At 70.6% G+C, this 25,413-nt stretch carries 23 protein-coding genes and 1 tRNA gene; 20 read left to right on the plus strand and 4 right to left on the minus strand.

Annotation, left to right across the window (positions count from 1 at the left end; translation table 11 throughout):
- Nucleotides 1–102: 102 nt before the first annotated feature.
- From ACFSL2_RS23910 to ACFSL2_RS23945, 8 genes are all read left to right on the plus strand, one after another.
- Nucleotides 103–939, plus strand: coding sequence for an NAD(P)H-dependent oxidoreductase (locus tag ACFSL2_RS23910; protein WP_377200229.1), 837 nt, complete (start codon nt 103–105; stop codon nt 937–939).
- Between the two features lie 64 nt (nt 940–1,003).
- Nucleotides 1,004–1,630 carry a superoxide dismutase gene (locus ACFSL2_RS23915; protein ID WP_377200230.1) on the plus strand — a complete coding sequence of 209 codons (627 nt, stop codon included), beginning with the start codon at nt 1,004–1,006 and terminating at the stop codon, nt 1,628–1,630.
- A gap of 110 nt (nt 1,631–1,740) precedes the next feature.
- A tRNA-Ala gene (locus ACFSL2_RS23920) sits at nt 1,741–1,813 on the plus strand.
- A gap of 461 nt (nt 1,814–2,274) precedes the next feature.
- Nucleotides 2,275–3,183 carry an IS5 family transposase gene (locus tag ACFSL2_RS23925; RefSeq protein ID WP_377196429.1) on the plus strand — a complete coding sequence of 303 codons (909 nt, stop codon included), beginning with the start codon at nt 2,275–2,277 and terminating at the stop codon, nt 3,181–3,183.
- A 19-nt stretch (nt 3,184–3,202) separates the two neighbouring features.
- Nucleotides 3,203–3,490: a hypothetical protein gene (locus ACFSL2_RS23930; RefSeq protein WP_377200231.1), complete on the plus strand. Its 288-nt coding sequence runs from the start codon at nt 3,203–3,205 to the stop codon at nt 3,488–3,490.
- A gap of 82 nt (nt 3,491–3,572) precedes the next feature.
- A complete protein-coding gene (locus tag ACFSL2_RS23935) occupies nt 3,573–4,205 on the plus strand; it encodes a GyrI-like domain-containing protein (protein WP_377200232.1) in 633 nt (210 codons plus the stop codon).
- A gap of 87 nt (nt 4,206–4,292) precedes the next feature.
- Nucleotides 4,293–5,810, plus strand: a complete 1,518-nt coding sequence (locus ACFSL2_RS23940) for an HNH endonuclease (protein WP_377200233.1) — start codon at nt 4,293–4,295, stop codon at nt 5,808–5,810.
- Nucleotides 5,807–6,436 (plus strand): DUF6518 family protein, encoded by a 630-nt coding sequence (locus ACFSL2_RS23945; RefSeq protein WP_377200234.1) that lies wholly within the window; start codon nt 5,807–5,809, stop codon nt 6,434–6,436. Before ACFSL2_RS23940 ends, ACFSL2_RS23945 begins: the two co-directional genes overlap by 4 nt.
- On the opposite strand, the gene ACFSL2_RS23950 is transcribed toward ACFSL2_RS23945, so the two are convergent.
- Nucleotides 6,433–7,035, minus strand: a complete 603-nt coding sequence (locus ACFSL2_RS23950; RefSeq protein WP_377200235.1) for a TetR/AcrR family transcriptional regulator — start codon at nt 7,033–7,035, stop codon at nt 6,433–6,435. The two genes, ACFSL2_RS23945 and ACFSL2_RS23950, sit on opposite strands and share 4 nt — an antisense overlap.
- 101 nt (nt 7,036–7,136) lie before the next feature.
- Here ACFSL2_RS23950 and ACFSL2_RS23955 point away from each other — a divergent pair, with 101 nt between their 5' ends.
- Nucleotides 7,137–8,024 (plus strand): alpha/beta fold hydrolase, encoded by an 888-nt coding sequence (locus ACFSL2_RS23955; protein WP_377200236.1) that lies wholly within the window; start codon nt 7,137–7,139, stop codon nt 8,022–8,024.
- Between the two features lie 139 nt (nt 8,025–8,163).
- On the plus strand, nt 8,164–9,492 hold the full coding sequence (gene aztD, locus ACFSL2_RS23960) for a zinc metallochaperone AztD (protein ID WP_377200237.1): 1,329 nt from the start codon (nt 8,164–8,166) through the stop codon (nt 9,490–9,492).
- Between the two features lie 108 nt (nt 9,493–9,600).
- Here aztD and ACFSL2_RS23965 read toward each other — a convergent pair whose 3' ends face one another.
- Nucleotides 9,601–10,767 (minus strand): epoxide hydrolase family protein, encoded by a 1,167-nt coding sequence (locus tag ACFSL2_RS23965; protein WP_377200238.1) that lies wholly within the window; start codon nt 10,765–10,767, stop codon nt 9,601–9,603.
- 90 nt (nt 10,768–10,857) lie between these two features.
- On the opposite strand from ACFSL2_RS23965, the gene ACFSL2_RS23970 reads away from it, so the two are divergent.
- Nucleotides 10,858–11,808 carry a helix-turn-helix transcriptional regulator gene (locus ACFSL2_RS23970; protein ID WP_377200239.1) on the plus strand — a complete coding sequence of 317 codons (951 nt, stop codon included), beginning with the start codon at nt 10,858–10,860 and terminating at the stop codon, nt 11,806–11,808.
- Between the two features lie 36 nt (nt 11,809–11,844).
- On the opposite strand, the gene ACFSL2_RS23975 is transcribed toward ACFSL2_RS23970, so the two are convergent.
- Nucleotides 11,845–12,231 (minus strand): MerR family transcriptional regulator, encoded by a 387-nt coding sequence (locus ACFSL2_RS23975; RefSeq protein WP_377200240.1) that lies wholly within the window; start codon nt 12,229–12,231, stop codon nt 11,845–11,847.
- Between the two features lie 143 nt (nt 12,232–12,374).
- Here ACFSL2_RS23975 and ACFSL2_RS23980 point away from each other — a divergent pair, with 143 nt between their 5' ends.
- Nucleotides 12,375–13,871 (plus strand): mannitol dehydrogenase family protein, encoded by a 1,497-nt coding sequence (locus ACFSL2_RS23980; RefSeq protein WP_377200241.1) that lies wholly within the window; start codon nt 12,375–12,377, stop codon nt 13,869–13,871.
- Between the two features lie 24 nt (nt 13,872–13,895).
- On the opposite strand, the gene ACFSL2_RS23985 is transcribed toward ACFSL2_RS23980, so the two are convergent.
- Nucleotides 13,896–14,828, minus strand: coding sequence for a sugar-binding transcriptional regulator (locus ACFSL2_RS23985; protein ID WP_377200242.1), 933 nt, complete (start codon nt 14,826–14,828; stop codon nt 13,896–13,898).
- A 189-nt stretch (nt 14,829–15,017) separates the two neighbouring features.
- On the opposite strand from ACFSL2_RS23985, the gene ACFSL2_RS23990 reads away from it, so the two are divergent.
- The 8 genes from ACFSL2_RS23990 (at nt 15,018) to ACFSL2_RS24025 (ending at nt 25,409) form a co-directional block, all read left to right on the plus strand.
- Nucleotides 15,018–16,367, plus strand: coding sequence for an ABC transporter substrate-binding protein (locus ACFSL2_RS23990; RefSeq protein WP_465264543.1), 1,350 nt, complete (start codon nt 15,018–15,020; stop codon nt 16,365–16,367).
- Nucleotides 16,364–17,311, plus strand: a complete 948-nt coding sequence (locus ACFSL2_RS23995) for a carbohydrate ABC transporter permease (RefSeq protein ID WP_377200244.1) — start codon at nt 16,364–16,366, stop codon at nt 17,309–17,311. Before ACFSL2_RS23990 ends, ACFSL2_RS23995 begins: the two co-directional genes overlap by 4 nt.
- A 2-nt stretch (nt 17,312–17,313) precedes the next feature.
- A complete protein-coding gene (locus ACFSL2_RS24000; protein ID WP_377200245.1) occupies nt 17,314–18,165 on the plus strand; it encodes a carbohydrate ABC transporter permease in 852 nt (283 codons plus the stop codon).
- 643 nt (nt 18,166–18,808) lie between these two features.
- On the plus strand, nt 18,809–21,244 hold the full coding sequence (locus ACFSL2_RS24005; protein ID WP_377200246.1) for a glycoside hydrolase family 43 protein: 2,436 nt from the start codon (nt 18,809–18,811) through the stop codon (nt 21,242–21,244).
- 169 nt (nt 21,245–21,413) lie between these two features.
- Complete coding sequence (locus ACFSL2_RS24010) at nt 21,414–22,697, plus strand: ROK family protein (protein ID WP_377200247.1); 1,284 nt, start codon at nt 21,414–21,416, stop codon at nt 22,695–22,697.
- The gene (locus tag ACFSL2_RS24015; RefSeq protein ID WP_377200248.1) at nt 22,694–23,506 is read left to right on the plus strand and encodes an ABC transporter permease; all 813 of its coding nucleotides are present in this window, start codon (nt 22,694–22,696) and stop codon (nt 23,504–23,506) included. The genes ACFSL2_RS24010 and ACFSL2_RS24015 overlap by 4 nt, the downstream gene beginning before the upstream one ends.
- Nucleotides 23,503–24,309 (plus strand): ABC transporter ATP-binding protein, encoded by an 807-nt coding sequence (locus ACFSL2_RS24020; protein ID WP_377200249.1) that lies wholly within the window; start codon nt 23,503–23,505, stop codon nt 24,307–24,309. Before ACFSL2_RS24015 ends, ACFSL2_RS24020 begins: the two co-directional genes overlap by 4 nt.
- An 83-nt stretch (nt 24,310–24,392) precedes the next feature.
- The gene (locus tag ACFSL2_RS24025) at nt 24,393–25,409 is read left to right on the plus strand and encodes an aliphatic sulfonate ABC transporter substrate-binding protein (RefSeq protein ID WP_377200250.1); all 1,017 of its coding nucleotides are present in this window, start codon (nt 24,393–24,395) and stop codon (nt 25,407–25,409) included.
- The last annotated feature ends 4 nt before the right edge of the window (nt 25,410–25,413 follow it).

The raw sequence follows: 25,413 nt of genomic DNA on the forward strand, positions 1-25,413 counted from the left end.
TATCTCGATCGTCAGTATGTGTCAGCAATGTGCGTACTTGTGCGAACGGTACCGGCTTTTCTAGCGTGGAGGACGTACCACTCGTCGTCGAAGGAGAAGCCCATGCACGCCCTGGTGGTCACCGCTCATCCCAGCTCTCGCTCGCTGACCGCCGAGCTGGCTCGCGTGGCGCGCGCCGCGCTGGAGGCTTGCGGCCACTCCGTGGAGGTCTCCGACCTCTATGCCATGGACTGGGACCCGGCGGTGCGCCTGGCCGACTACGGCGACGTCGTGCGCGAGTCGGAGACCGTCTCGGTGCGGTCGAGGCACGCGTTCGACGCCGGTGCGCTCGCGCCAGACGTCGTCGCCGAGCAGGACAAGGTGCGCCGGGCCGACCTGCTCGTGCTGCTGTTCCCGATGTGGTGGCACGGCATGCCTGCCATGCTCAAGGGCTGGTTCGACCGGGTCTTCGTCAACGGGTTCGCGTTCGGCCTGCAGGACGACGCCGGACTGCCACGCAAGTACGGCGACGGCGGCCTGGTCGGCCGAAGGGTGCTCGCGGTCGTCACGGCGGGGGACCGGGGCGAGTCGTTCGAGCCGCGCGGTCTCAACGGCGAGCTCGAGGAGCTGTTCTTTCCCTTCCTGCACGGGACCGCCTGGTACACGGGCATGGAGCCGCTCCGACCGCACCTCGTGGCCGGCGTCGACCGGCCCGGATGGGACGCGTTCGACGAGGAGGTGGAGCGGCTGCGCGAGCGGATCGCCGGACTCGGCGCGGAGGCGCCGATCCGGTACCGCGCCCTGGCCGACGGTGACTACGGGCGGGACCGGAAGTTGCGAGTCGATGTGGTGCCGGGGGAGCGTGGACTACGGATCCATGAATGCCACGACGGCGAGCCGGGTCGCGCGGCGCCAGGCCTCGCCGGGCGGTGTGTCGACGATCACCGTCTCGCCTCGTGACGTTCATTGACCTCAACCCTGGTTGAGGTTCTAGCGTCGGAAGCATTCGATGAGAGGACAACCAATGCCCGTCTACACCCTGCCTGACCTGCCTTACGACTACGCGGCGCTCGAGCCGCACATCAGTGGGCGGATCATGGAGCTGCACCACGACAAGCACCACGCGACGTACGTGGCCGGAGCGAACGCCGCGCTCGACGCGTTGGCCGCGGCTCGCGAGAGCGGCGACCTCGCCGCGGTGAACCTGCACGAGAAGAACCTCGCCTTCAACCTGGGCGGCCACACCAACCACACGGTCTTCTGGCACAACCTCTCGCCCGACGGCGGCGGCGAGCCGGACGGCGAGCTCGCGGCCGCGATCACCGACCAGTTCGGCGGTTTCGCGGCGTTCCAGGCCCACTTCGCCGCGGCGGCCACCGGGATCCAGGGCTCCGGCTGGGCGGTGCTCGGCTGGGACAGCCTCGGCGAGCGGCTGCTGGTGTTCCAGCTGTTCGACCAGCAGGCGAACGTGCCGCTCGGCGTCACCCCGCTGCTGATGCTCGACATGTGGGAGCACGCGTTCTACCTCGACTACCTCAACGTCAAGGCCGACTACGTCAAGGCGTTCTGGAACCTGGCCAACTGGTCCGACGTGGCGAGCCGGCTCGACCGGGCGCGTGCCGCGACGGGAGGACTCATCGCGGCGGTGTGACCGGGGAGGGTTCGCCCTGGTCGGCGACGTCGGGCACGAGTCGGCCGCTTTGGTCCCAGCGGCCGAATCGGTCTAGACTGACGGCGCTCGCCCACCTGGGCGAACACCTTGGGGCTGTGGCGCAGCTGGTAGCGCACCTGCATGGCATGCAGGGGGTCGGGGGTTCGAGTCCCCCCAGCTCCACCGGGTGATGACGCGGGACATCGTTGATGTCCCGCGTCATCTGTCGTTGCGGGACCGTGCGTCGGGGAGTCAGGCGAAAAGGGTCCTGACCACCGTGCGGGAGTAGCCGGCAGGGGACGCTGTTCCGGGAGGCGCCCGGCTCGGTGCTCGCGCTCGAGATAGTCGCTGAGCTCGAGCACACCCGTGAGGACTGGTACACCTCGAAGCTTGGCGTGGACAACTCGACCGCCCTGCGCCCGACCACTGGTGGGTCGCGCTTCGGGTTGGTGAACTATGTGCGGCTGCCCTCCGCGCCCCGCGCTTCCTGCTCGGCCAGCTGCTGAGGCCGAGCTTCCACCGCGTCGTGCGAGGAACTCTGCGGCGCAACCGGATGCAGGCGCTCCCTGCCTTCTACCGGATGGTTCACTAGGGCCTGTTTGGGATTGGTGTCCTGACCTGCAGGTTCGCCATGATGCGGGGTCGTGAGTGATGCGGGACGCCATGACCTGTCCGACGAGATGTGGGCGGTGCTGGAGCCGTTGCTGCCCGTCAAGGTCCGCGGCCGTAGGTCGCGGGCCTTGCGCCGTCAGATCGACGCGATCAGGTTCCGGATCCGTACTGGTTGTCCGTGGCGGGACGTGCCCGAGGACGCCTACGGGCCGTGGCAGAGCGTCTACTCAAGGTTCCGGGTCTGGCAGCTGGACGGGTCCTGGGCCCTGCTCGCTGACCGGTTACGCACCCAGGCTGACAGGGCCGGGTTGATCGACTGGGACCTGAACATCGATTCCACGATCGCTCGCGCCCACCAGCACGCGGCCGGCGCCCGCCGGGACGGCGACGCGCAGGTCCAGCCGCCGCACGGCCCGGCCAGCAAGGAGCCGGCCGATCACGCGCTGGGCAAGTCCCGCGGCGGGTGGACGACGAAGGTCCACGCCGCCGCCGAGCAGGGGCAGAAGCTGATGGGCATGGTCGTCACGGCCGGGCAGCGCGGTGACAGCCCGCAGTTCAAGCCTGTGCTCGACCAGGTCCGCGTGGCGCGTCCTGGTGGGGTGGGGCGGCCGCGCACTCGTCCGGACCGGGTCCGTGGTGACAAGGCCTACGCCTCGGCCGCGAATCGTCGGCTGCTGCGCCGACGCGGGATCCGCGCGACGATCCCGGACAAGAAGGACCACGCCGCCCACCGTCTGAAGAAGGGCTCGGCGGGTGGGCGGCCACCGAAGGTCGACTACGAGGACTACAAGAAGCGGCACGCGGTGGAGTGCATGTTCAACCGGCTCAAACGCTGGCGGGCAGTCTCAACGAGGTTCGACAAGCTCGCCGTGCGCTATGAGACCACCGTGACGGTCGCAGTGATCGACGACTGGGTCCGCGCGCTCGTGAGGGCCACGTGATCGCTGGCATCCTGGGCGCGTGACGTTCTATGCCGACGCCGAGGGTGGCGCTTACCTCAAAGACCCGACCCGAGGCGACCTGATCGACCTGGTCACGGAGCTGAACACCAGCAACAACACCTTCATCGTGGTTCACCCGGACATCGACGACGCCGACTGGTTCTTCTCGATCTCAAAGAAGGTCGGCACGTTCGGTGGCTACGAGCTGCACCGCTACGACCCCGACACGGGCGAGGACGCCAAGACCACCGCCGCCGCGCCGAACATCATCGCCGACGACGTCCTGGATTGGGTCAGCCGACGCTGACCCAATCCCAAACAGGCCCTAGGACCAGTCGAGCCCCAGGAGACGGGAAGGTCGCGGCTCACCGGCGGAGCCCAGGTGTCGAATGTCCGACAAGGTCGATCTCAAGAAGAGTCTCGACGCCTACCGTGCAAAGGTGGGCCAGTTCCGGGTGCTCGACGTCCCCGACCTGCAGTACCTCATGATCGACGGGCACGGGAACCCGAACACCTCGCCGGTCTTCGCCGAGGCGGTCGAGACGCTCTATCCCGTGGCGTACGCGCTGAAGTTCGCGAGCAAGCGCGGCCTCGGGCGCGACTTCGTCGTCATGCCGCTGGAGGGTCAGTGGTGGGCCGACGACATGGACTCCTTCACCGCGGCGCGGGACAAGTCGCGGTGGGACTGGACCCTGATGATCATGCAGCCCGACTGGATCGACGGGGACATGTTCGCCGCCGCCGTCGAGCAGGTCAGGGCGAAGAGCCGCCCGCCCCGGCTGGACGGCCTCCGCCTGGAACCGCTGTCCGAGGGCCGCTGCGTCCAGACGCTGCACGTCGGCGCCTTCGACGACGAGGCCGATGTGCTCGCGCGAATGCACGACGAGTTCATCCCCGGCAACGGCCTCCACATGGTCGGCAAGCATCACGAGATCTACCTCAGCGACACCCGCCGCGTCGCGCCGGAAAAGCAGCGGACGATCCTTCGGCAGCCGGTCGGTGACCCGCGCTCCGGCCGGTGATTGCTCGACCGACCGCTGAGCCGCGTGGTTGTCCACAGATCTTGATCAGGCACTGCAATGCGTACTGGCGTTCGATAGAATGATGCCATGACGCAGATGATGGATGCGGTGGACTCAGGCGGGACGCCCGCCTCGGTACCGCTGCCCGAGGGCGGTCGTCCGGTGCTCGACGCCGGCACGGTTGCTCGGCTGCGCGCGGTGCTCGCTGAGGGGATTCTGCCCGGAGCCACCGACACGGCGGCACTGGTGCCAGGGGAGACGCTGGCGGCCTGGGTGGACCTGCTGGGCGAGGTGGAGAAGGTCAAGCACACGGCCGCAGCCGTCCAGGCTCGGGTCGCCGTGGCGCTGGACGAGGCGACCAGGGCAGCGGAGAAGGAGCAGGGCATCCGCAAGGAGCGCCGGGGGCGGGGTGTGCCGTCGCAGGTCGGGGCCGCGATAGAGCAGTCACCGAACGCCGGTGCCGCGTTCCTGGGTGCCGCTCGGGTGTGGGTGCAGCAGATGCCGTGCACCTTCGAGGCGCTGCGTGTCGGTGCGTTGAGCGAGTGGCGGGCGAGGATCCTGGTGCGAGAGACCTCGCACCTGAGCGCGGAGCACCGCGCGCTGATCGACGAGCTGGTGTGCGGCGACCTGCGCTCGCTGGACGGTCTGGGCGGCAAGCGGCTCACCGCGAGCGTCAAGGAGCTGGCGTCGAGGCTGGATGTGCACGCGTGCGTGAAGCGCCTGGCCAAGGCGGAGAGTGAGCGCTGCGTGAGCGTGCGCCCGGCGCCGGACCTCATGGTGCACCTGACGCCGCTCGTCCCCATGAAGCAGGGCATCCAGGCCTACGCCCAGCTCAAGGCCCACGCCGATGCCGCAAAGGGCGCCGGTGACGAGCGGTCCGGTGGGCAGATCATGGCCGACACCCTGATCGAGCGGGTCACCGGCAGGGACAAGGCCGATCAGGTGCCGGTCGCGGTGAACCTGCTGGTCTCGGACGAGACGCTGGTCGCCGGCGGATCGGCGCCGAGTGTGCTGCTCGAGGGCGCTGCCGCCGGTGCCGGCACGGTGCCCGCGGAGGTGGCGCGCGAGCTCGTCGCGGCAGGAGTCGATGCGGATGCCGCATGGCTGCGTGCGATCTACGTGGACCCTCAGGGGCGGTTGCTCGCCACGACCAGCACATCGCGGTTCTTTCCGGACGGCATCGTGGATCTACTGCGGGCCCGGCAGCAGGGCGTATGTGCCACCCGGTACTGCGATGCGCCGGTGCGGCACGCCGACCACGTCGTTCCGCACGGTGAGGGCGGGTCGACGAGCCTGAGCAACGGGCAGGGCCTGTGCGTGCGCTGCAACCACGCCAAGCAAGCACCTGGCTGGTCGCAGGAGGTGCTGCCGCCGGATCATCCGGCCGCGGGCGGCCGGCATGCGGTGGCCACCGTGTCACCGACCGGCCACGAGTACCTGTCGGTGCTGCCGGAGCCGCCGCGCCCGGTCCGGCAGGATCGACGCGTCGGCGAGGGCGGCACTCTGAGGGCGGCCACGGGTGCCGCTGTCCACCCTGGGTACGACGTCGGTCCGTCCTGGGGTCGATGTGCCGCCCGTGTCGGATCATTAGGTTCAACGGCATGACCACGGTACTCAGCACCCAGATGTCACCGGCTCTTGCGCGCACCTTCCGCTGGTCGCTGCGCATCGCGGCCGTCGTACTCCTGAGTGTTCTGCTGGGCGGGCTGACCTCCTGGGCGCAGGGGTTCCTGCCGGACGAGCTCCGGTCCTTCGCGAACTCGGCCAGCGGCTGGACGGTGATCACCGCCCTGCTCGTGTTCTGGTCCCGTGCGCGCGGGGGGCAGGCCGCGGCGCTGGGTGCCGTCAGCTTCGTGCTGCTCGTTCTCGGCTACGCGGTCGCGTCCCAGCTGCGGGGCTTCTGGTACGACCCGCTGTTCTTCTCCGCCGTCGGCATCGTGGTCGGCCCGTTCGTCGGGGTCGCGGCGTCGTGGCTGCGGTCCACCGGCGTCCGGGCGGCGCTCGGCGCGGCGCTGCTCGCCGGTATCGGCATCGGCGAGAGCATCTACGGGCTCACGGTCGTCCGGGAGTCGACGAGCCCGGTGTACTGGTCGCTGATCGGCGCGGCCGGGGTGGTGCTGGTGGCCGTCATGCTCGTCCGCCGCGTCCGAGGTGCACTGCCGACCACGCTCGCGATCGGTGGCACTGCGCTCGTGGCGGGGGCCTTCTACGTCGCCTACTCGATGGCTTAGGCGTCGAGCATCCGGTCGATGAGGCGGTCGAGCAGCTCGTCGGTGCGCTGCTCGGAACCCCTGTCGATCAGGAGCGTCTGGGCCAGACCGCTCGCGCCGGCCACGATCAGCTCGGCGTCGAGCTCCGCCGCGTGCACGGCGGCCGGCGCGGAGTCTCCGCGGACCCGTCGCAGCTGCTCCGCAATGGTCTTGGCGAGGAACCGCGGCGCGCCCAGGGTGTCCTCGGCGTCGACGTCGGAGCTGGTGAGCGCCGCGGCATGGAACGAGTTCAGGACGATCGTGTCCTGCCGCCGGTCGGTGTCCGCCGGCAGCAGCTCGGTGAGGATCGCGCGTACGACCTCGCGCGGGGCGGGGTCGGCAGCGAGGGTGCTGAGCCGCCTCGTGAAGCGCGCGCCGGCGTCGGCGACCACCGCCTGGTGGGTGGCGAGCAGGAACTGTCGCTTGGTGCCGAAGTAGTACTGCACCAGCCGCACCGAGATGCCTGCCTCGGCGGCGACCGACTGGAAGGTGGCCGCCCCCAGTCCGTCCCGGGCGATGACCCGACGCGCGGCGCTCGTGATCTGGGTCCGCCGCTGATCGTGGTCGGCCAACTTCGGCATGTGTTCCCGCTCTCCTCGTGTCACGAATCTTCCGGCCGCTTTTATGGTACGTGTACACCATCATAAGTGATACGGTCATATCACCAACGAAGGGAGCTCGGATGGCTCGGGTCGGAAGGTTCAGGAGCGACCAGGCGCGAGAGGCCTACCTGCGCACCTACGAGGCGATGGCGGAGCTCTGGCCGCTACCGGCGGTGCTGGCCGACGTGCCGACCTCGTTCGGGTCGACGCATGTGCGCCGGTCGGGCTCCGGCGACGGGCTGCCGCTCGTCCTGCTGGCCGGCGTGCTCGGCTGCAGTCTGCACTGGCACTCCGTCGTGGCGGGGCTGGCTCGGGACCGTGCCGTCCTCGCGCTCGACACGATCGGGGCACCCGGGCGCAGCGTGCAGACCGCCCCGCTGGTCGGCGACGCCGACTACGGTGTCTGGTTCGCGGACGTGCTCGAGGGGCTCGGGCTGGATCGTGTGCACGTGCTGGGGGAGTCGTCGGGAGCCTGGCACGCGACCCTGGCGGGCCTGCACGCGGCGGACCGTGTGGCGAGCGTGACCCTGATCGAGCCCAACGGTGTGATCACGAGGACCCCGTGGCGCGCTCTGGCGAGGATGGTCAGGTTCGGTGCGGACAGGACGGACGAGGGCTGGCGGAAGATGGCCGAATGGCTCACGCCCGGCGTCACGATGACCGACGTGGAACGGGCGAACGCGAAGGCGGGCCAGGGGTACCGGCTCGTGGCCGGCTGGGCTCGGCCGCTCAAGGACGCCGAGCTGGCATCGTTCTCCCCGCCGCTCCTGGCGGTCTACGGAGGTGCGTCGGTGGTCTCGGACCCGGTCGCGGCGCAGCGGCGCCTCGCTGAGCACCTGCCGGACGCCGAGGTCCAGGTGTACCCAGGGACCGGCCACGATGTGCGGGGCCAGGTCCCGGACCAGGTCACTGCCCGGGTCGTCGAGTTCTTGTCCCGGCACGACACGGGTGAGCGGGCCGGTCCCTGAGTTCTCGCGCCGGCCTCCCCAGTGTTGACCCTTGTTTGAGAATCGTTCTCATCTCTGGTTCACTCTTCCTCGGTAACGAGAATGATTGTCATTCTAGATGGAAGGAGCGGGCGGTCCCGACCGGACCACCCGACCAACGATGAGAAACCACACCACGCGCACCGCGGCGGGCCTCGGCGCCGCTCTCTCCCTGCTCCTGCTGAGCGCTTGTGCGGCCGACGACGGCGCCGCCTCCGGTTCTGAGTCCGCCTCGGCGGGCACCGAGGAGCACGAAGCGCCGGAGGCCACCGAGGCCCAGGCGCGTACTCCCCGCATCGCGGTCACCTACGAGGGCGGCGTGCGGGTGCTCGACGCGATGAGCCTCGAGACGGTCGGCGACATCGAGCTGGAGGGCTTCAACCGGCTCAACCCCGCCGGCGACGAGCGTCACCTGATGGTCTCCACCGCCGGTGAGTTCCGCGCGCTCGACCTCGGCAGCTGGGCCGAGGCGCACGGCGACCACGCCCACTACTGGATCGCCGAGCCGACGCTCACCGACGTGGCCTACGAGGCGGCCAAGCCGGGTCACGTCGTGGTCCACGAGGGCCGCACGGCGCTGTTCGACGACGGCACCGGCCTGGTCCGCATCGTCGACTCGGAGCACGTGGCCGACACCGACGCCGCGGCGCGGGAGCACACGACGCCGTCGGCCCACCACGGGGTGGCGGTCGAGCTGACCGACGACACCCTGGTGGTCTCGGAGGGCACGGAGGAGGGAGCGAACGGCATCCGCGTGCTCGACGGCGACGGCGAGGAGATCGCGGCGTCCGACGACTGCCCCGGCGTGCACGGTGAGGCGGTCGCCGCCGACGAGGCCGTGCTGATCGGCTGCCAGGACGGCGCCCTGCTCTACACCGACGGCAAGATCACCAAGGTGGACTCGCCGGACGGCTATGGCCGCATCGGTAACCAGGCAGGCACCGAGGCGTCCCCGGTCGTGCTGGGCGACTACAAGACCGACGAGGACGCCGAGCTGGAGCGGCCCACGCAGGTCTCGCTGATCGACACCCGCGACGGGAAGCTCGAGCTGGTCGAGCTGCCGTCGTCGTACACGTTCCGCTCGCTCGCCCGCGGCGACGACGGCGAGGCCCTGGTGCTCGGCACGGACGGTCAGGTCCACGTGATCGACCCCGAGTCGGCGAAGGTGACGAAGTCGATCCCGGTGATCGACGAGTGGGAGGAGCCGGTCGAGTGGCAGGAGCCGCGTCCGGCGATCCTCGCCCTGGACGGCTCCGTGTACGTCACCGACCCGGCGACCGACTCGATCCACGCGGTCGATGTCGAGTCCGGTGAGGTGTGGAAGACGGCCGAGCTCGGCGTGACGCCGAACGAGCTGAACGGTGTGACGGGCGGCGAGCCGCACACGCACGAGCACGAGGACGAGCACGAGGACGAGCACGAGCACGAGGGCGAGGGCGAGGACCACTGACACCCGGCAGCACCGGGCTGTCACCTGGCACTGCCTGACGACGCGCTTCCCCGCCGGCGGGGAAGCGCGTCGCCTCAGTGCCCGGCGAACCTCAGTGCCCGGCGAACCTCAGTGCCCGGCGAAGAAGATGCGCAGGTCCTGGACCACCAGCTCCGGCACCTCCATGGCCGCGAAGTGGCCGCCCCTCGGGTACTCGGCCCAGTGCTCGATGCGCGCATTGTCGCGCTCGGCCAGCGACCGGATGGTCTGGAAGTCGTCGGCGAAGACGGCCACCCCGATCCGGCCCGTGCTCACCACGGGTTCGGCACCGGAACGCTGCTCGGTGTAGTGGTAGCGCACCGCCGTGGCGGAGGTGTTGGTGAACCAGTAGAGGCTGACCTGCGCGAGCACCTGGTCGAGGGAGACCAGGCTCGTGCCCTTGCCGAAGTTCTCGAACAGCTCGCTGTAGGCGAGCTGGCCGACCGGCGAGTCGCTGAGCCCGGCGGCCACCGTCTGCGGGCGGGAGGCGTTCATCGCGTTGTACCCGCCCACGCTCTGGAACCACTGCAGGTGCTCCAGCGCGGCGAACTCCTGGGGGCCGAACCCGTCCATCTCACCCTCCGCGCCCGACGGGAACGAGAAGAGCTGCAGCAGGTGGGCACCGAGAAAGCCCTCGGGGTCGAGCACTGCGAGCTCCCGGCCGATCATCGTGCCGGCGTCGCTGCCGTGCGTGCCGTAGGACTCGTAGCCGAGCCGCCGCATCAGCGTGTCCCAGGTGCGGGCGACGCGGGCCATGGTCCAGCTCCCGCCGTCGGCCGGCTCGCTCAGCGGGGTGCTGAAGCCGAACCCGGGGATCGACGGCACCACGACGTGGAAGGCGTCCTCGGCGCGCCCGCCGTGCGCCACCGGGTCGGTGAGCGGGCCGATCAGGTCGAGGAAGTCGAGGAACGAGCCCGGGTAGGTGTGGGTGAGGACCAGGGCGCGCGCGTCCGGCTCGGCCGACCGGACGTGCAGGAAGTGCACGGTCTGCCCCTCGATCTCCGTGCGGAACTGCGGGAACGCGTTGGCGCGCTCCTCGACGGCCCGCCAGTCGAACGCGGTGCGCCAGTGCTCGACGGCGTCGCGCAGGTACGACTCGGGGGTGCCGTACTCCCAGGAGTCGCCGGGTGCGGGCGGGGCGAACCGGGTGCGGGCGAGGCGGTCGGCGAGGTCGTCGAGGTCGGCCTGCGGGATCTCGATGCGGAACGGGTGGATCGTGTCGGTGGTGGTGGCTGCTGTCTGCTCCGTGGTCTCCATGTCTTCGACTCTATGGAGGATTCAGGAACGCTTCTTTCCTCTATTCTGAGCCGTGTCCGAAGAGTTTGCGGAGCCTCGCGAGGAGCCACCATGACGACGACGGCGGGGCGCCTGCTCGCCCTCCTGGGCCTGCTGCAGTCCCGCGCCGAGTGGTCGGGAGCGGCGCTCGCGGAACGGCTCGACGTCACCGACCGCACCGTGCGCAACGACGTCGCCCGCCTACGCGACCTGGGCTACCCGGTCGACGGCGTCCGCGGGCCGGGTGGGCGCTATCGCCTGGGCGTAGGCGGCAAGCTGCCCCCGCTCGTGCTCGACGACGACGAGGCGGTCGCCATCGCGGTCGGGCTGCGGGCCGCGACCGCCGTGTCCGGGATCGAGGAGAGCAGCGCCCGCGCCCTCGGCAAGCTGGAGCACGTGCTGCCCGACCGGCTGCGCCGCCAGGTGGCCGCGCTCCGCGACGCCACGAGCGCCGGGCCCGTGAACACGGACAGCAACGTGGCCGACCCCGCCGTCGACCCCGGGCTGCTCACCGAGCTGGCCGCGGCGATCCGCGACCACCAGGGCCTGCGCTGCTGGTACCGCGAGGAGTCGCGCGAGGTGGAGCCGGCCCGGCTCGTCGCCTGGCAGCGCCGGTGGTACCTCGTCGGGCGGGACGTCGGCTCGGGGGAGTGGCTGCCGTTCCGGGTGGACTGGCTGGAGCTCCGCACGCCGGGCGGACGACGGTTCGTGCCGGCCGACCCGCCCGTCGACCTGACCGAGCTCGTGGTGCGGGAGGTGGCCCGCACGGGCTGGGCGGTGCACGCCCGGATCCTGGTGCACGCGCCGGCCGCCGAGGTGCTCGACCGGATCAACCCGGCGGTCGGCACCGTCGAGCCGGTCGACGAACGGACGAGCGTGCTGGTTACCGGCGGGGACAGCCTGGAGACGGTGGCCGTATGGATCGGCATGCTCGGCCTCGACTTCACGGTGCGGGAGCCGCAGGGTCTGGTCGACCACCTGGCGGCACTGTCCCGGCGCTACGCGGAGGCGGTCGGCGGGTGAGCCGGCCGTGCGGTGCCCGGCCGTGCGATGCGGGGTTCAGCCGCCCGCATGGGCTGTGCGTGCCAGACGCGTGGCGTGGCTCAGCTCGATGACCGTCGTGAGCCGATCGCGCGTCTCGGCCAGCTCGCGCAGCCGTTCGTCGATCCGGTCGCGCTCGGCCGCGAGGAGCTCGAGCATGTCGGTCGAGGCCATGCCCGAGTCCATGCACGGCATGATGTCGCTGACCGTCCTGCTGTTGAGCCCGGCGCCGTACAGCAGCTGGATCAGCCGGACCCGGTCCACGGCGTCCTCCGCGTAGTAGCGCTGACCCGCGGGGGAGCGCTGCGCGGTGAGCAGGCCCTGCTCCTCGTAGTAGCGCAGTGCCCGCACGCTGACCCCGCCCCGCCGGGCGAGCTCGCCGATCCGCATCACCGGGTGCTCCATGTCGCGCACCATCCCTCCCTTGCCCCTGACATGCCCCTGACGTCAACGTCAGATTCTATCCCGCTCATCTGTGACCGCGAGGTTGCTCATCTGTTAATCTGGCCGGACGTTCAACGGAGTCTGAAGGGCGGCGGAGGAGCACGATGACGGCACTCGACGAAGCGACCGTGGGCAGCCTGGTGGCGTCCGCGCCGGACGGTGCGGAGCTGACCGTTCCCACCTACGACCGCACCACCCTGACCACCGGGATCGTCCATCTGGGTGTGGGTGGATTCCACCGGGCTCACCAGGCGATGTACCTCGACCGGCTCATGGCACAGGGCAAAGCCATGGACTGGGCGGTCTGCGGGGTCGGCGTGCTCCCCGGCGACGCCCGGATGCGGGACGCGCTGGCCGCGCAGGACGGCCTCTACACCATGGTGCTCAAGCACCCGGACGGGCGACTGGAGGCGCGCGTGATCGGGTCGATCAAGGAGTACCTGCTGGCGCCCGACGACCCCGAGGCCGTGCTCGAGAAGATGGCCTCGCCCGAGGTGCGCATCGTCTCGCTCACGGTCACCGAGGGCGGGTACAACATCCACCACGTCACGGGCGAGTTCGACCTGGACGACCCGGCCGTCGCCGCGGACCTCGCCGACGGCGCCGTCCCGGCGACGACGTTCGGGCTGGTCACCGAGGCGCTGCGCCGCCGCAGGGACCGGGGCGTGCCACCGTTCACCGTGATGAGCTGCGACAACATCCAGGGCAACGGCGAGGTCGCCCGGCGCGCGTTCACCACGTTCGCCCGTGCCAAGAATGCGGAGCTGGCGACCTGGATCGAGGACAACGTCGCCTTCCCGAGCTCCATGGTCGACCGGATCACGCCGGTGACGACCGACGCCGACCGGGCCATGATCGTCGAGCGCTTCGGCATCGAGGACGCCTGGCCCGTGGTGGCCGAGCCGTTCGAGCAGTGGGCGCTGGAGGACACGTTCCCGGCGGGCCGGCCACCGTTCGAGGACGCCGGCGTACAGGTGGTGTCCGACGTCGAACCCTACGAGCTGATGAAGCTACGCCTGCTCAACGCGAGCCACCAGGCGCTGTGCTACGTGGGCTACCTCTCGGGGCACCGGTACGCGCACGAGGTGGCGGGGCAGGACGTGTTCGCCCGGTTCCTGCTCGGCTACATGGACGCCGAGGGCACACCCACCCTGGAGCCCGTGCCCGGGATCGACCTTGACCTGTACAAGCGCACGCTGATCGAGCGCTTCGCGAACCCGCACGTGGCCGACACCCTGGCCCGGCTGTGCGCGGAGTCGTCGGACCGCATCCCGAAGTGGCTGCTGCCCGTGGTCCGGTACCACCTCGCGAACGGCGGGCCGATCGAGCACGCGGCGCTCGTCGTCGCGTCCTGGGCCCGCTACGACGAGGGCGTGGACGAGGCCGGCGAGCCCATCGAGATCGTGGACCGCCTCGCCGACCGGCTGCACCGGGCCGCGCTCGCGCAGCGGGACGACCCGCTGGCGTTCCTGCGTGACCGCGAGGTGTTCGGCGACCTCGTCGACGACGAGCGGTTCACCGCCGCGTACACGGCCGCGCTGGACTCGCTGCACGACCAGGGGGCCCGTGCCACGGTCGAGGCCCTGGTGTCGCGCACCTGAGCTGGTCGCTCGCCCCCGGCCGCACTAGGCGGGGGCGAGCTGCTCCAGGGCGGTCGCCGCGGCGTCGTCGACCACCAGGGTGTTGGCGACCCCGCCGCGCACGGCCGCCACCAGGCCCGGCGCGACGGCCGCGCCATAGCCGATGACGATGACCTGGGGCGTGGCCGCGAGCTGTTCGAGCGTCACGCCGACCACACGCTCGTCGAGACTCGTCCGGACGGGGCGGCCCTCGGCGTCGAACAGCCGGCCCGAACACTCCGCGATGGCGCCCGCGTCGGTGGCCGCCTGCTGCTCCTCGACGCTGATCTGCGGGAACACCGTGGAGCTGCGCTCGGACCAGTGGCCGACCGCCACGATGGCGACGTCCAGGCGGTCGGCGCGGGCGAGGGCGTCGGCGATCTCGGGCTGCCGACGCATGCCGGCGGCGGTCGCCGCGTCGGCCACGAGGAGGGGCGACCAGACCGGCCAGGTGCGCACGCCCGGCATCTGCTCGAACGTGTTGATCAGTGCGAGGGAGTTGCCGCTGCCCTCGACGGGCAGTGCCCCGACCAGCTGGACGACGTCGCACTGCGGGAGCCGTCCGATGTGCCGCACGGCGGCCTCGACCGTGCGGGACCAGGACACGCCGACCGTCGCGCCCTCGGTGATGTGGTCGCGTGCCGCGCGGGCGAGCTCGACCGCGACGTTCTCCCGGGTGGCCGTGGTGTCCTCGCCCGTGGCTGCGACGAGGATCTCGCTCACCCCGAGCCGTGCGGCGAGGCGGGCACCGCGCTCGCCGTCGACCCGGGGTGGCGTGATCTCGATACGGACCACGCCCTGGTCACGGGCCTGGGCGAGCAGGCGGGCCACCTGGAAGCGGGAGATGCCGCGGTCCCGGGCGATCTCGACCTTCGACTTGCCGTCGAGGTAGTAGTCGGTGCTCACCTCGACCATGAGGTTCGACTCGTTCTGGGTCACCTGCGTCCTCACCCCCGCAGGCGATAGCGGGAACGGTTGAGCGACTATTGAGCGGAGGGTCTTGCTCACCTGAGCATACCCAACTACTCTGCGGAAGCAGATGAGCAAGTTAAAATTCTCAAATGAGCGCGGCGTAGAGGCTGCGCCGAGGAGAGGACGAGGATGTTCCGACCTCCGAGGGGTACTTCGGTGAGGGTGAGGATCGCGGCCACGACGGCCGCCGTCGCGCTGGCGCTCTCCGGCTGTGCCGGAGCGGGCGCCGTGGGAGGTGGTGACGGTGAGCAGATCGTGGTGGCGATCGTCTCCAACCCGCAGATGCAGGACGCGATCTCGTTGCAGGACGAGTTCCGTGCGGCCCACCCCGGTGTGGACGTGCAGTTCGTGTCCCTGCCCGAGAACGAGGCCCGCGCCAAGATCACGGCGTCGGTCGCCACCGGCGGCGGTGAGTTCGACGTCGTCATGATCTCCAACTACGAGACGCCCATGTGGGCCGAGAACGGCTGGATCGAGAACCTGCAGCCGTACATCGAGGCCACCGACGGGTACGACGCCGAGGACTTCGTCCCCAGCGTCCGCGAGGCTCTCTCGTCCGACGGCGACATGTACTCCGTGCCGTTCTACGGGGAGTCCTCGTTCCTGGCCTACCGCACCGACCTGTTCGAGGAGGCGGGGCTGGAGATGCCCGCCAACCCGACCTGGGACGAGGTGCGCGAGCTGGCCGGCGACCTGCACGACCCGGCACAGGACTTCTCCGGGATCTGCCTGCGTGGTCTGGCCGGCTGGGGCGAGAACATGGCGCCCATGACCACGGCCCTGAACACGTTCGGTGGTGGCTGGTTCGACGCCGAGTGGAACGCGACGCTCGACTCGCCGGAGAGTCGCGAGGCCATCGAGACGTACATCGACACGTTGCGGACCTACGGGCAGCCGGGTGCGGCGACGTCGGGCTTCGGCGACTGCCTCACCCGCTTCTCCCAGGGCCAGTCGGCCATGTGGTACGACGCGACCTCCATGGTGTCGTCCGTCGAGGACCCCTCGTCGTCGACCGTGGCGGGCGACGTCGGCTACGTGCCCGCACCGGTCGCCGAGACGGAGGCGGCGGGCTGGCTCTACAGCTGGTCGCTGGCCATCCCGTCCACGAGCGAGCACAAGGACGCCGCCTGGGACTTCGTGTCCTGGATGACGAACAAGGAGTACATCGAGCTCGTGGGCGAGGAGCTCGGCTGGGAGCGGGTGCCGCCCGGCAGCCGGCTGTCCACCTACGAGATCCCCGAGTACGCCGAGGTGTCGCAGGCCTACGCCGACGCGACCCTCGAGTCGATGAACGGCGCCACCCAGGAGGCGACGATGACGCACGAGGTGCCGTACCCCGGCATCCAGTTCGTCGGTATCCCCGAGTTCCAGGACCTCGGTACCCGGGTAGGTCAGCAGATGTCCGCCGCTATCGCCGGGCAGGTCACCGTGGACGAGGCCATCGCGCAGTCCCAGCGTTACGCCGAGACCGTGGCGGAGACCTACCAGGCAGAGGAGGGGCAATGAGCACCACGACCGTCGACCGGCTCGAAGGCGCGCGCCGGGATGCTCGCAAGGCCGCGTCCACGCGGCCGATCAGCCGCGCGGAGGGCTGGCGCCGTCGGGGCCCGCTGCTGCCGGCCCTGATCTTCACCATCATCGTCACGCAGCTGCCGTTCCTCCTGACGATCTGGTACTCGCTGCACTCGCGGAACCTGCTGCGTCCCGAGGCCGACCTGTTCGTGGGCTTCTCGAACTACCTCGACATCGCCCGCGACTCCACGTTCCGGCAGACCGCCGTCAACTCGGTGGTCATCACCCTCGGCTGCGTCCTGGTCGCGATGATCCTCGGCATCGTGCTCGCCCTGCTGCTGGACCGCCCGTTCTTCGGGCGCAGCGTGGCCCGCACCATGCTCATCACACCCTTCCTCGTGATGCCGGTCGCGACGTCGGTGCTGTGGTCGGTCGCCCTGCTGAACCCGACCTACGGCCTGTTCAACTGGGCACTCGGCCTGTTCGGCATCGAGGCGGTCGACTGGACGTCGACGTACCCGGTGATCGCCATCCTGATGGCCCTGGTGTGGCAGTGGACGCCGTTCATGATGCTGCTCGTGCTCGCCGGCCTGCAGGCGCAGCCGAAGGACGTGCTCGAGGCGGCCTCCGTCGACGGCGCCAACTCGTGGCTCACCTTCCGGCTGATCACGCTGCCGCACCTGCGCCGGTTCATCGAGCTGGGTGTGCTGCTCGGGATCATCTACGTGGTCAACACGTTCGACCAGATCTACCTCATGACGGCGGGCGGGCCCGGTACGGCCAGCGCCAACCTGCCGTTCTACATCTACCAGCGGGCGTTCCTCGGGTTCGACATCGGGCAGGCCGCCGCCATGGGTGTCGTCGTCGTGATCGCCACGATCATCGTGGCCTCCGCCGCACTGCGCCTGATCTTCCGTAGCTTCGAGGTGAAGGAGTGACCATGTCTGTCGCTACCCCCGCGGTGACTCCGCGCGCGACGAACCGTCGCTTCTCCGGCGGGTTCCTGACCACCGTCACGTGGCTGCTGGCCATCGGGTTCTTCTTCCCGGTCGCCTGGATGGCCATGACGGCGTTCAAGCAGGAGAACCAGGCCGCCTCCGACCCGCCGACGTGGTTCTTCGCGCCGACGCTCGACCAGTTCCGCGCCGTGCTCGAGGGCGGGTCCATGGTCTATGTGGGCAACTCGGTGATCGCCACCGGCGTCTCCACCGTGCTCGTCCTGCTGCTCGGTGTCCCGGCCGCGTACGCGCTGTCGATCCGGCCGGTGCAGAAGGTCAGCGACGTGCTGTTCTTCTTCATCTCCACCAAGATGCTGCCGGTCGTGGCCGTCATCGTGCCGATCTACGTGATCGCCGGCCAGCTCAAGGTGCTCGACAACATCTGGACCCTCGTGGTCCTGTACACGGCGATGAACCTGCCGATCGCGGTGTGGATGATGCGGTCGTTCTTCATCGAGGTGCCCGGTGAGGTGCTCGAGGCCGCGGCCATCGACGGTGCGGGGCTGATGCGCACCATGCGGTCCGTGCTCCTGCCGATGGTGGCCCCTGGTATCGCGGCCACCGCGCTCATCTGCGTGATCTTCGCGTGGAACGAGTTCTTCTTCGCGCTCAACCTGACGGCGTCCCAGGCGGCGACCGTGCCGGTGCTCATCGTGTCGACCATGACGAGCGAGGGCCTGTTCCTCGCTCGGCTGTGCGCGGCCGCACTGCTCGCGTCGCTCCCCGTGATCCTCGCGGGCTGGATCGCGCAGAAGCAGCTGGTGCGCGGCCTCTCGATGGGCGCGATCAAGTAGGCGGCCCGGAGCCTCGAAGAACCTCGCCCTCAACTCCTCAGCAACCACGATCCCCGCAACTCCCCGAAATCCAGGGTGTTGCGGGGATCGCTAGAACCCGCCAGGTGAGTTTCGGGCCAGATCGCTGGGCTGCGGCGTGTGCGGTGCCGAACCGCAAGCTGAGTACGGCCGAACGGCGTCCCTGGACATTCGTGCTCCGGAGTCGGCGGCGAGGGTGACCGATTCGTGTTCAGCAGGCTCCAGGCGACCGTTATCGGACGCTGAGTGGTCCCCTGGAGCCTGCTGAACCTCGGTCAGGAGTGGTTCGGCGGCGGTGGTCCGCGGACGGGGGCCGGGGGGCGGTGCCACGGGTGGGTGGCGGTTTAGTGTCCGATGTTTTTTGTCGGGTAGTTGCCGGAAGAACTCAGGGCTCCTTCGATGAGGGGCGGAGCCTGGGCGTCCTGTCACGGGGCACCGGCCCGCCGTCGCGCGACTGCTCGACGGCACCGTTCGAGAGGAGCCTGCCCTCATGCGTTTGGGATCAGATCAATGGAGATCAGATCGATGGAGCTCAGGTCGACCCAGCACGGCGCGACGTCGCCCCCGCGGACCGGTCCGGACCGGCTGGGTCGCGGCGGTCGCGGCGGCGGTCCTGGCGTCGGGGATGGTCCCCGCCCAGGGCGTAGGCGCTGATGCCCCGCCCGCCGACGCCGCTGCTGCCCCCGCCGACGCCGCTGCCGCAGCCCCGGCCGACGCCCCCAACCCGGCCCCCAACCCGGCCCCCAACCCGGCCCCCAACCCACCCACCACCGCACCGAACATCGACGGCGCCACCTACACGAACCCGGTCTCCGCCGGGGTCACCGACACGTTCCCGGACCCCGCGGTGATCCGTGGCAAGGACGGTGCCTGGTACGCGTACGGCACCCAGAACCCGGTGTTCAACAGCGCGGGCGAGCCGGGGGAGCGGATCCTGCCGATCCTGCGCTCCGAGGACCTGGCGCACTGGGAGTACGCGGGCGAGGTGATCGACGCCGACGACGTGCCGTCCACCTGGCGGTCGAACTCCCGCGCCTGGGCGCCGGACATCCGCTACGTCGACGGCGAATATCTGCTGACCTACGGCCTCTCCACGGGCGGCCTCGCAGTGGCCACGGCACCGACGCCGACCGGCCCGTGGACGCACCGTGACCGGCTGCTGGTGCCGTCCGCGCAGGTCGCGGGCTGTCCGACAGGCAACATCGACCAGGCCCTGTTCACGGACGACGACGGCACGCTCTACCTGTACTGGGGCAGCTACGACGTCGTCTGCGTCTCGGAGCTCACCCCCGGCGCCGAAGAGCTCACCGGCCCGGTCACCCAGGTCGCGCAGGGGCGTCGCATGGAGGGCGCGTTCATGGTGCGTCACGACGACCTCTACTACCTGATGTACTCCGACGCGGGCTGCTGCGACGGCGCCTTCAGCGGGTACACCGTCAAGGTCGGACGGAGCGAGAGCCCGCGCGGACCGTTCCTGGACGATGACGGAGTGGACCTCATGGCCGAGTCGACCAAGGGCGGCTATGTGCTGACGTCGAACGGCAACGGCTTCGCGGGTCCCGGCCACCACTCGGTGCTGACCGACCTGGCCGGCCAGGACTGGATGGCCTACCACGCGATCCCGACGGACGACCCGGACTTCCCGCCGGTCGACACCCGGAACGGCACGCTGAACCTGTCGAAGCGGCCGCTCATGATCGACCGGCTCGACTGGGTCGACGGCTGGCCGGTCGTGAACGCGGGCGCCGGACCGTCGTCGGGGCCGCAGCCCGCCCCGGCGACCTCCGGCGCGGTCAGCACCACGTTCGCCGGCGGCTCCCTCGACGGCTGGTCCGCCGACGGCGACGTCACGGTCGCCGAGGAGACGGACGCGGGCCCGTACGTGCACCTCGCCGGGTCGTCCCTCGCGAGCACCGCTGGGGCCGACGGCGATCTGCGTGCCCAGGCAGACCTGCGGGTGACCGACGCCGACGGCGCTGCCGGGCTCGTCCTCGGCGAGGGCGTGCGGCGTGCCGTCGCCTGGGTCGATCGCGGCGCCGGCGAGCTGCGGCTCGAGGCCGGGCGTGGCGCCCGCACCGTGCGGACCGCCACCGCCCTGCCGGAGAGCTTCCCGTACGGCGACTGGAACGTCGTCACGCTCGACCGCGACGTCGACGCCGGCACGTTCACCGCTGCCGTCTCCGCCGACAACCTGAACGAACCGCTCGGCACGGCGACCCTGACGGCGGCGACCCTGACGGCGCCGACCCATGCGGCGGCGACCCCGACGGCGGCGACCCGGCCGGACGGCGGCACGGGGCGCGCGACCGAGGCACCCGTCGGTGTGACCGCCCGCGGCGGCGCCGACGCCGACAACATCAGCCTCGTCCCCGCGGCCCGACCGGTGACCGAGCGGGTCGCCGACCCCGAACCGGGCGCGCTGCTGCCGGGCAGCTCGGACGAGTTCGACGGCACCGTGCCCGGCGAGGACGGATCGGCCTGGTCCTGGGTGCGGGGCCCGGCCGACGGCGTCCGGCTCGAGGACGGCGCCTTCACCTGGCCGACCCAGGGGGCCGAGCTGTATCTCCGCACCAACTCGGCGTCCGTGCTGACCCGCGACGCGCCCGAGGGGGACTACCTGGTCGAGACCAAGCTCGAGCTGGACGGCGTCGGGGTGAACAAGCAGGCCGGCCTGGTCCTGTACGGGAGCGACGACCAGTTCGTGAAGCTGGTGCACTCCCAGCTCGGACTCTCCCGCAAGCCGGGGAGCGTCTCGCAGCAGGTGGAGTTCACCAAGGAGGGGCCGCGCCCCACCACCACGCCGCCGACGGCGGTGGCCGCGGCCCCGATGTGGGGCGCCGCGCCCGGAGAGACCACCTGGTTGCGGCTGTACGCCCACCAGGACGCCGCGAACGGTGAGTACGAGGTGCGCATGGCCTCGAGCACCGACGGGGAGACGTGGCGGTGGGGCGGCGTCTGGACCCTGCCGAACGACAAGGACCTCCGCATCGGCCTGGTAGCGATGAACACCCCGGGCGCCACGGCACGCTTCGACTACCTCCGCACGTACGCCATGCCATAACCCCCCGCCTCCGTTGAGTGCTGGGTATCTGCGGGACTGAGACGTCTCAACGCGCACATACCCAGCACTCAGCGAGGGTGGGCGGGGTTTTGTTTGAGAGCGGCCAAAATGATCCGGTTTTTTGCCGGGTCGTTGACGGAAAAATTGTGGGGTCCCTAGGGTCACCGGTATGTCGACGACGACACCCGGTAGTACCGCGAGGCGCGCCCATGAAGGCCGCGTCCTCGGCGCACTGCGCGACGGGCCCCTGAGCCGCGGCGAGCTCGCCCGGCGCGTAGGGCTCTCCCGGACCACCCTCTCCGAGACCACCGCCGAGCTCCTGCGGCGCGGCGCCATCGTGGTGCTCGACACCGACGCCGCGACCCGCAGGGGCAGCGGCCGGCCCGCCGAGCGCCTGGCGCTCGACCCCGGGTCCGGCCAGTACCTGGGCGTCGACTTCGGCCACCGGCGCGTCCGCGCCGCGGTGGCGGACGCGACGCGGGAGACCGTCGCCTCCGGCGTCGAGCACTACGACGACGAGACCGTGGGCGCCGAGCGGCTCGAGCTCGCCTTCTCCCTCATCGACCGGCTGGCCCGCGACCACGGGCTGCACTTCGGTGAGCTGCAGGCGGTCGGCATCGGCGTGGCCGGGCCGCACGGCGGCGGGCGCCCGGACAGCGAACAGGTGCCCTGGGTGCGCCGGTCGGCGCCCGACGGCGTGCACGCCGCGTTCGCCGAACGGTTCGACGCGCCCGTCGTCGTCGACAACAACACCCGCCTGGCGGCGCTCGCGGAGGCGGTGTCGCAGCCCGAGGGCGCGAGCGACCTGCTGTACGTGCGCCTGTCGGACGGCGTGGGCGGCGGGCTCGTCGTCGGCGGCCGCATCGGCACCGGGGCGCACGGGTTCGCCGGCGAGCTCGGCCACGTCTCCGTGGACCCGGCGGGCACCCGGTGCCGCTGTGGCAAGCGGGGCTGCCTCGAGACCGTCGCGTCCGTCCACGCCGTCCTGGCCGCGTGCCGCGAGAAGGGCGTCGAGGTCGAGAACCTCGACGACCTGGCCGCCGCGGTGGCCACCAGCGACCCCGTGGTCGAGGGTGTGCTGCGCGACGTCGGCGCGACCGTGGGGCGCGTGCTCGGCATGGCGGCCCTCGCCCTCGACCCGGACGAGATAGTGATCGGCGGCGAGATCACCCGGGTCGCCCCCGTGATCGTCGAGCAGGCCGCCGCCGCCCTGCGCTATGAGCTGCACCCCCTGCCCACCGGCGACTCGCTGGTGGTACGCGCCGGGCGGCTGCGCGACACCGACGGTGCGCTCGGCGCGCTCGCCGCCGCCTTCCATCTTTCCCCCCTGCTGGCCGGATACCCCGAGCCGGAGACCACCCACGCCCGCGGAGACCTGCGCGGGCCGTTGCGCGGGCCACGGCCCGGCACCCCGCCCGAAACTCTGCACGCACGTATGAGGAGAGCCCTGTGACAGCGTCGACCGTGTCGACTCCCACCGCGACGAAGAACGGGTCTCCGCCCCGTCGCCGTGCCGGGAAACGAACAACCCTGCTCGTCCTCAACACCGTCTCGGTCGTGGGCGGCATCGGGATCTGGTGGTTGCTGGCCCTCAGCGGGCTGCAGCTCCCCACGCCGCCGGAGGTGCTCGTCCAGGGCATCGAGCTCTGGAGCGACGGCACCCTGATGGAGGACCTGTCGGCCAGCCTCGGCCGCGTCCTTGCCGGGTTCCTGCTCGGCTCGGCCGCCGCGGTCCCGGTCGGGTTCCTGATGGGCTGGTACACGCCGGCCCGTGGCCTGTTCGAACCGTGGATCCAGTTCTTCCGCACCATCCCGCCGCTGGCGCTGCTGCCGCTCGTGCTGGTGCTGATGGGTATCGGCGAGATGCCCAAGGTGTTCGTCATCTTCCTGGCGGCCTTCCTGGCCTGCGTCATCTCGACCTACCAGGGCGTGGTCAGCGTCGACCGGACGCTCATCAACGCGGCCCGCGTGCTCGGTGCGGGCGACGGCACGATCTTCGTGCGCGTCGTGGTGCCGGCGTCGTCGCCGTTCATCCTCGTCGGCATGCGGGTCGGCCTCGGTTCCGCGTGGGCCACCCTCGTCGCGGCAGAGCTGCTCGCCGCCCAGGCGGGCCTCGGGTTCCGCATGCAGCAGGCCCAGACCTACTACGACCTCGCGACGATCTTCGTCAGCATCGTCGTCATCGGCATCCTCGGCCTGACGATGGACCGGCTGCTGCTGCTGGCGGAGACCAGGCTCACCGGATGGCAGGAGCGACGATGACCACCACGCAGGAGACACCGAAGACCATGACCGACACCGCGAAGATCTCCGTGCGCGACACCCGCAAGACGTTCGCGCTGCAGGACGAGGAGTTCGTCGCGCTCGACAGCGTCTCCCTGGACGTCGCCGACAACGAGTTCGTGACCGTCGTCGGCCCGTCGGGCTGCGGCAAGTCCACCCTGATGAACATCGTCGCGGGCCTGGAGACGCCGACGTCGGGCGAGGTGCTCGTGGACGGCAACGGCGTGACCGGCCCCGGGCCGGAGCGCGGCGTGATCTTCCAGCAGTACGCGCTGTTCCCCTGGCTCACGGTGCGCAAGAACGTCGAGTTCGGGCTCAAGGTAGCGGGCCTGCCCGCCGTCGAGCGCCGGGAGCGCGCCGAGCACTACGTGCGGCTGGTCGGCCTGGAGCAGTTCGCGGACGCGCTGCCCAAGACGCTGTCGGGCGGCATGAAGCAGCGCTGCGCGATCGCCCGCGCCTACGCAGTGAACCCGTCGATCCTGCTCATGGACGAGCCGTTCGGCGCACTGGACGCCCTGACCCGGGTGCGCCTGCAAGAACAGCTGCTCGACACCTGGAGCACCGAGAAGCGCACGGTCCTCTTCATCACGCACGACGTCGACGAGGCCGTGTTCCTCGCGGGCCGCGTGGTCGTCATGGCCGCCCGCCCGGGCCGCATCCACGAGGTCATCGACGTCGACCTGCCGTACCCGCGCACCGAGGACGTGCGGCTCAGCCCCGAGTTCGGCGAGCTGCGCAACCGCGTGTGGCGCGCCGTCTACCACCAGACCGCCGACCACTAGCCCGGCCCCGCCGGGTGGCCCCCAAACCCGGCCACCTGCCCCAGACCTCACCAGAACCCACGAACCCGTTCTAAGGATCCCCCATGCGATTTTCCAGGCCATCACCCCGCAAGACCATCGGTGCGGCGCTCGCCGGCCTCGCCCTCGTGCTGTCCGTGGGAGCCTGCTCCTCCGGCGGCGCCGCCGGGGCGGACGGCGGCGACACCATCGAGGTCAACTTCGGCTACATCCCCGACTTCAACGGCACCAGCCTGCTGGCCGTCGCCGAGGACCAGGGGCTGTGGGAGAAGCACGGCATCGACGCCACCACGTCGTCGTTCACCAACGGGCCGCTGCAGATCCAGGCGCTCGGAACGGGCGACCTCGACTTCGGGTACATCGGCCCCGGCGCGTTCTGGCTGCCCGCCTCCGGCCAGGCGAAGCTCGTCGCGATGAACACGCTCGGCCGCGCCGACCGCGTCGTCGCGCAGCCCGGCATCGAGTCGGTCGAGGACCTCAAGGGCAAGACCGTCGCCGTGCCGGAGGGTACGTCGGGCGACATGATCCTGACCCTCGCCCTCGAGGACGCCGGCATGACCAAGGAGGACATCGAGCTCGTGCCGATGGAGCCGCCGGCCATCGTGGCCGCGCTGTCGTCGGGGCAGGTCGACGCCGCCGGCTTCTGGTACCCGGCGCTCGCGACGGTCAAGGAGCAGGTGCCGGACCTGGTCGAGCTGGCGGACAACACCGACTTCGAGGACAAGGTCGCCTTCCCGACGGCGTTCGTGGCGGGCAACGACGTGGTGGCCGACGAACCCGAGAAGGTGGACGCAGTGCTCACGGTGCTGCGCGAGGCGATGGCCTACCGCTCCGAGAACATGGACGAGACGATCGAGCTGACCGCGGAGTTCAACAACCTCGACGTGGCCGACGTCGAGGCGGATGCCGCGAACGTCGAGGTCCTGGACCTCGCGGAGCTCGACAAGATCACCGAGGACGGCACGGTCGACACGTGGCTGTCCGGCATGAACGACTACTTCGTCGAGGCGGGCACGCTCGAGGCGCCGGTCGACCCCGCCGAGTACTACACCGGCGACCTGTTCCTCAAGGCGGGTGAGTGACCCG

The organism is Promicromonospora aerolata (genome assembly GCF_042682255.1).
Taxonomy (GTDB): Bacteria; Actinomycetota; Actinomycetes; order Actinomycetales; family Cellulomonadaceae; genus Promicromonospora; species Promicromonospora aerolata.